4 protein-coding genes are annotated in these 6,537 nt (G+C 67.6%); all 4 read left to right on the forward strand.

What is annotated here, in order from left to right:
* The first annotated feature begins 378 nt into the window (after positions 1-378).
* Complete coding sequence (locus AC0AIB_RS03460) at positions 379-1,962, forward strand: class I adenylate-forming enzyme family protein (protein ID WP_328345671.1); 1,584 nt, start codon at positions 379-381, stop codon at positions 1,960-1,962.
* 55 nt (positions 1,963-2,017) lie between these two features.
* A complete protein-coding gene (gene hemA, locus AC0AIB_RS03465) occupies positions 2,018-3,304 on the forward strand; it encodes a 5-aminolevulinate synthase (RefSeq protein WP_328345672.1) in 1,287 nt (428 codons plus the stop codon).
* Entirely contained in the window at positions 3,304-4,839 is a 1,536-nt protein-coding gene (locus AC0AIB_RS03470) for a long-chain-fatty-acid--CoA ligase (protein WP_328345674.1), read from the forward strand. The genes hemA and AC0AIB_RS03470 overlap by 1 nt, the downstream gene beginning before the upstream one ends.
* 230 nt (positions 4,840-5,069) lie before the next feature.
* On the forward strand, positions 5,070-6,537 hold a 1,468-nt coding region (locus AC0AIB_RS03475; RefSeq protein ID WP_465095992.1), incomplete at its 3' end, for a type I polyketide synthase.

The following is a 6,537-nucleotide window of genomic DNA, read 5'->3' on the forward strand; positions in this document are numbered from 1 at the left end:
GGTCTTGATTCACCAATAGCCGCACTCGGTCTCATCCGCCCGTCGTCGGCGGGACCAGCACCGAGCCTTCTTCATGATGCGTCGCGGTCTGCTTCGACCGGGTGCTGCCGTGGCGGCCCTCGTCCGGGAGGGTGATCACGTTCGGGCCGGTCGGAGATCGCTGACGCGGTGGCGCGGGCCGCCGACCGGGACCTAGGAGGTCGACCCCTCCGGGTGACCGTACGGCGGGTGCACCGATCGGCTACCCGGATCGGGCGGCCATCCGACACCCCGTTGTAGCCAGTCGAACGATCTGGCGCCCACGTCGGGCGTGTGACAAGGATTGAGCGGTCCGATCGGACGGCATCGCTCACGTTGGCGAAATAAAAGGAAGGTCACATGAACCTGCCCGAGCATTGGTGGAGCGCTAGCCAAAGTTACGTTTCGGAGATCCTCTCACTGCTCGCTGCCGCGCCGGATCGTGAGGTCGCCTATTGGCGTGGCGAGGTGTTCTCTGGCGGTGACCTGATCCGGTCCGTGACTGAAACGTTTCTTGCGCTGCGCGACCGCGGAGTGGGCAAGGGGGACGTGGTGGCGATCCTGGTCGCACCGAACAGCCCCGAGATGCTCACCGCGCGGTACGCGACACAACTGCTCGGCGGTGCCGTGTGCTATCTGCGGACCACCAATCCCGGCACCAGGACGACGGTCCTTCCGCTGGATCACCAGATCCAGATCCTGCGCGAGACCGAAGCTGTGACCGTCTATGCCGATGCCGAGAGTGCGGAGCGTGCGGCAAAGCTCGCCGACGGTGGTGGTGTCCCGGTGACCCGTCTCGATCCTGGGGAACGCGACGAGGTCTCCCGGGTCGGGGTTGCCGACACCCCGGGTGCCGAGTCGTGGGAGCCGGACGCGCTGGCCTTCATCGGCTTCACGAGTGGCAGCACGGGGCGGCCCAAGGGCATCCGGTTGTCGGGCCGCGCGTGGGAAGCCACCTCGCGTGCCTGGATGCAGCTCGGTGGTGAAGCCGGCTGTGGCTCGATGTTGGCCTCCACCCCGCTGAGTCACGGCGTTGCCCCGCTGGTGGACGCCGTCCTCGCCATGGGCGGAGCCCTCCACCTCCAGGAGAGCTTCGACGCCGGGAGCTTCGTGCACACCGTCAGCACGGAGAAGGAGATCTCGTGGACGTTCATGGCGACGAACCACGTGTTCCAACTCATCGACCACCTGCTCGAGCGGGGAGTCCGCGACAGTGACGCCGTGGAGGCCGCGGGCCTGTCCACGTTGAAGCGGATCATCTACGGCGGCAGCCCCGCGGCACCCGCCAGAATTGCCCAGGCCTTCCGGCTCTTCGGCCCCGTCCTGGCGCAGGGCTACGCCACGACCGAGAGCGGTCGGATCACGACCCTGACACCTCCGGAGCACGGCGACCCGCAGCTCGCAGCCACCGTCGGGCGTCCCTTTCCCGAGGTGGACGTCGTCGTCTGCAACCCGGATTCGGGTGCGCAACTGACGGTCGGGGAGGTCGGTGAGGTCCGCGTCCGCTCACCGCAGATGATGGATGGTTACCACCGCGACCCGGAGTTGACTGCCCGGGTCCTCCGGGACGGCTGGTACTCCACCGGGGACATCGGCCGTCTCGACGAGCGAGGATATCTGACTCTCCTGGGTCGGGTGGCCGACGTCATCAAGGTCGGCGGCGTCAAGGTCCACCCGATCGTCCTCGAGGCGGAGATTCTCTCCCATCCGGGCGTCCGGCACGCCGCCGTCTACGGCGTGCGGGACGAGGATGGCAGCGAGCACATCCATGCCGCGATCGAATGCGATCCGGCCGAGGTGGTCGACGTGGAGACCATTCGCGCGGGAATTGCTGAGACGCTGTCCCCGATTCATGTGCCCGAGAAGTTCAATGTCCTGAGTGCGCTGCCGATGAACAGCAACGGCAAGCCCGACAAGGTGCTCCTGAGGGCGCAGTCCGTCTGACCTGGACCTCCGGGTTCGCATACCGATCGAACCGCTACGTCGAGAAGGCGAGTGAATGAACGTCCACCTGGCGTCATACCTGACCGGAAAAACTACTGACGATCTTGCTGGAAGCAAACGCGAGTTCCTCGAGATCGGCCGTCGTTCCGGCAATTACCCCATGGCCACCGCGCGGCGCGACGGGGTGGATTCGGAAGTAAGTGTATGGTGCAGCAACGACTATCTCGGAATGGGTCAGAACCGTCAGGTGATCACGGCCATGAAAGCCGCGATCGATAGCCATGGCGTAGGCTCCGGAGGCTCCCGGAACATCGGTGGGACAAACCACTACCACGTCCTTCTCGAAAATGAGCTGGCGGCCCTGCACGGCAAGGATGCCGCGCTCTTCTTCACCTCGGGATACACGGCCAACGAAGGATCCCTCTCCATCCTGGCGAGGATGCCGGAAGATACAGTCGTATTTTCCGATGCAAAGAACCATGCCTCCATCATCGACGGTCTCCGGCACAGCGGCGCGAAGAAGCACGTCTTCAGGCACAACGACGTCGCTCACCTGGAAGAACTGATCGCGGCGACCCCCGCTGACCGCCCGAAGTTCATCGTCGTGGAAACCGTCTATTCCATGTCGGGCAATGTGGCACCGCTGGCCGAGATCGCCGACATCGCCGACAGGTACGGTGCCACGACCTTCATCGACGAGGTCCACGCGGTCGGCATGTACGGCCCGCAGGGTGCCGGCATCGCCGCACGGGAGGGCATCGCCGACCGGTTCACAGTCGTGATGGGCACCTTGGCAAAGGGGTACGGAACGGTCGGCGGCTACATCGCGGGGCCGGCGGCCCTCGTGGACGCCGTGCGGACCTACTCGCGCTCGTTCGTCTTCACCACCTCGCTGCCGCCGGCGATCGCGGCCGGTGCGCTGGCGTCGGTTCAATACCTGCGGTCCTCGGACGTGGAGCGGAAGACCCTCTCGGAGAACGCCCGTCTTCTGCACAGCCTTCTGATCGCGGCCGACATCCCGTTCATCTCGACGGACTCCCACATCGTCTCGGCCTTCGTCGGTGACGACGCCACCTGCAAGCGGGCGTCCCAGCTGCTGTTCGAGCGGCACCGGGTCTATGTCCAGTCCATCAATGCCCCCAGCGTGCCGGCGGGCGAGGAGATCCTGCGGATCGCTCCGTCCGCCGTGCACGACCAGCACGACGTCGAGAACTTCGCCCAGGCCCTTCAGGAGGTCTGGAAGGAACTGGACATCCCGACCGCGAGCGCCCGGGACTGGTCGAGGTCAGGACTCTGCGGTGGCGGTGCCCGCACCGCCGTGACAGACGGACTGCTGCCGTAATGACCATGTCCGTCGCCGACGTGCTGGCCGACACGGCCACGCGGCTACCCGACCACGTCGCCGTCATCCACGGGTCGGAGCACCTCACCTACGGACGGCTGTGGGAACAGGCGCGTCGCCACGCCGCCGTGCTGCGGGCCAGCGGGGTGCGGCCGGGAGACCGGGTCGCGCTGCTCGTGGTCGACACCCCGCAGTTCCCCGTCGTGTACTTCGGCGTGTTGGCGACCGGCGCCGTGGTCGTCCCGCTGAACGTCATGGCGACCGCGTCGGAGATCGCACACGTACTGACCGACGCCGACGCCCGTTTCCTGGTGTGCGCCTCCTCGTTGCTCGCCCAGGCGAGAGAGGCGACGGGGCCGCTCGGCACGGTCCTTCTCACCGTCGGCCCCGGCCCCGCGGGCACTGTCGACCTGGAGAACGCGGCACAGGACACGGCGCCGATCGACGGTCCCGCCGTGCGGGAACCCGACGACGTCGCGGTCGTGTTCTACACCTCCGGCACGACGGGCGACCCGAAGGGCGTGATGCTCACCCACCGGAACATCCTGTACAACGTCGAGCGGATGGTCACCACCCCGTACGCGTTCCGCAGCGACGACGTACTGCTCGGGTGTCTGCCACTGGCGCACGGCTTCGGTCAGATCTGCGGCATGCTGACCGGCTTCCGGGCCGGTATATCCATCGTCATGATGCCGAGGTTCTCCGGCCGGGAGGCCCTGGCTCTGATGAGGAGACACCACTGCACGGTGTTCATGGGCGTGCCGACCATGTACGTCAAGCTGCTCGATGCGGTGGCCCAGGGAGAGCCCGTTCCCCGGCTCGACCGCGTCTACAGCGGGGGCTCGGCGCTTGCGGTCAAGACCCTCGACGACGTCCGACGCGTGTTCGGATGTCCGGTGTACGAGGGCTACGGGATGACCGAGACCTCCTGTAGCGTCGCCTACCACTATCCGGGCCTGACTTTCCGACCCGGAACCGTCGGTGTGCCGATCACCGGCATCACCGTCGGGGTAGCTCGGCCGAACACCGACCGGACCGATCTCCTGCCGGTCGGTGAGGTGGGCGAGATCGTGGTGCGCGCTCCCAGCGTGATGGCCGGATATCTCGGTCGTCCCGATGCCACCGCCGAGGTCCTGATCGACGGCTGGTTCCGCACCGGCGATCTCGGCAGGCTGGACGGCGACGGCTACCTCTCGATCGTGGGCCGTAAGAAGGACCTGATCCTGCGGGGCGGCTACAACGTCTATCCGCGCGAGATCGAGGAGGTCCTGGTCGGGCACCCGGCCGTGGCGCAGGTGGCGGTCATCGGTGTTCCGCACCCTGTGCTCGGTGAGGAGGTCTGGGCGATCGTCGTCCCGGCGCAGGACGTCGCCGCGCGAACGGGTGAAGAACTCGTCGAGTGGGGCAGACAGCGTCTCGCCGCATACAAGTACCCGCGTCGGGTCGAGTTCACCGACGCTCTCCCGACAGGGCCGAGCGGAAAGGTCCTCAAGCGGATCCTCGTCTCGACGTACGGGTCGACCGCCGGTGTGTAGCGGCAATCGACACGACCCGACTGTCCGACGGAACCGGAGTCGTCCTCCGGTGTCCTGAGGAACGAGTGGCTTCGCGGATGAGGCCGACCGACTCCGATCCGGCGCGGCGCGCGCCGTGGAAGGCGTCGGCATCCTGCGCCAGGCGGGATCAGATCGGCGAGACACGCGCGGCACGGCTGCGGGTGCGGCGACCAGACATCGTACGTGACAACAGGTAGGGCGGCTCGACCATGGTTGAATTCCCAGCGGACACGCCGACGTCGACCGAGGCGATCGCCATCGTCGGTATGTCCTGCCGACTCTCGCAGGCGGAGAGCCCGGCCCAGCTGTGGCAGCTCCTGCGCGACGGCCGCAGCGCCATTGGCGCGCCCCCGGCGGGCCGCCCCGAACTGCCCTCGCGGCCGGGGGGCTACCTCGAGGACGTCAGCGGCTTCGATGCGGGCTTCTTCGGCATCGGTCCGCGTGAGGCCTCGTCGATGGATCCACAGCAGCGGCTGATGCTCGAGCTGGCCTGGGAAGCTCTGGAGGACGCCAGGATCCTGCCGTCCGCTCTTGCCGACAGCCGGACCGGTGTCTTCGTCGGCGTCATCGCCGACGACTACGCCGCCCTCACGCATCGGCAAGGGGCCGAAGGCATCACCCGCCACACCCTGACCGGCCTCAACCGCGGGATCATCGCCAACCGCATCTCCCACACCCTGGGTCTGCACGGGCCGAGTGCGGCGGTGGACACCGGTCAGTCCTCCTCACTTGTCGCTGTGCACCTGGCAGTCGAGAGCCTGCGGCGTGGCGAGTCCACCATGGCCATCTGCGGCGGCGTCAACCTCATCGTGGCGCCGGAGAGCACCATCAGCGCCGAGCGGTTCGGTGCGCTGTCACCGGACGGCCTCAGCTTCACCTTCGATGCGAGGGCGAACGGGTACGTGCGGGGTGAGGGCGGCGCGTTCGTGGTGCTCAAGCCGCTGCGCGCCGCCGTGGCGGACGGCGACCCGGTCTACTGCGTGCTGCACGGCAGCGCGATGAACAACGACGGGACCACCGAGGGTCTCACCGTGCCTGGTCCGGCCGGCCAGCAGGACGTCCTGCGGCAGGCGTACGAACGTGCCGGGGTCTCGGCGGAGCAGGTGCAGTACGTCGAGCTGCATGGCACGGGCACCAAGCTGGGCGACCCGATCGAGGCGGCGGCCCTGGGCGCGGTGCTCGGTGACGGCCGCGTGCGGGGAGCCGAGCTGCGGGTCGGCTCGGTGAAGACCAACGTCGGACACCTTGAGGGTGCGGCCGGCGTCGTCGGCCTGCTGAAGGCGGCGCTCTGCATCCGTCACCGCGAGCTCGTGCCGAGCCTGAACTACGAGAACCCCAACCCCGACATCGCGTTCGACGAGTCGAAGCTCGCCGTACAGGAGAGCCTCGGATCGTGGCCACGCCCGGACGAGCCGCTCTTCGCGGGCGTCAGCTCGTTCGGTATGGGCGGCACCAACTGTCACGTGGTCCTTTCCGACTGGTGCACCGGGTCCGCGGCGGCGGAGTCGCCTGCCGCCGAGTCCGACCCGGGTGTGGTGCCGTGGGTGGTGTCGGGTAGGTCGGTGGAGGCTGTGGTTGGTCAGGCGGGGCGGTTGGTGTCGTTTTTGGAGGGGTGTTCGGGGTGGGATGTGGTGGGGGTGGGTCGTTCGCTTGCGGTGTCGCGGGTGGGTTTTGATC

The sequence above is a fragment of the Micromonospora sp. DSM 43699 genome (assembly GCF_055517075.1).

Coding starts and splice junctions, on each gene's coding strand:
- AC0AIB_RS03460 (WP_328345671.1), top strand. CDS start 379: ATGAACCTGCCCGAGCATTGGTGGAGCGCTAGCCAAAGTTACGTTTCG.
- hemA (WP_328345672.1), top strand. CDS start 2,018: ATGAACGTCCACCTGGCGTCATACCTGACCGGAAAAACTACTGACGAT.
- AC0AIB_RS03470 (WP_328345674.1), top strand. CDS start 3,304: ATGACCATGTCCGTCGCCGACGTGCTGGCCGACACGGCCACGCGGCTA.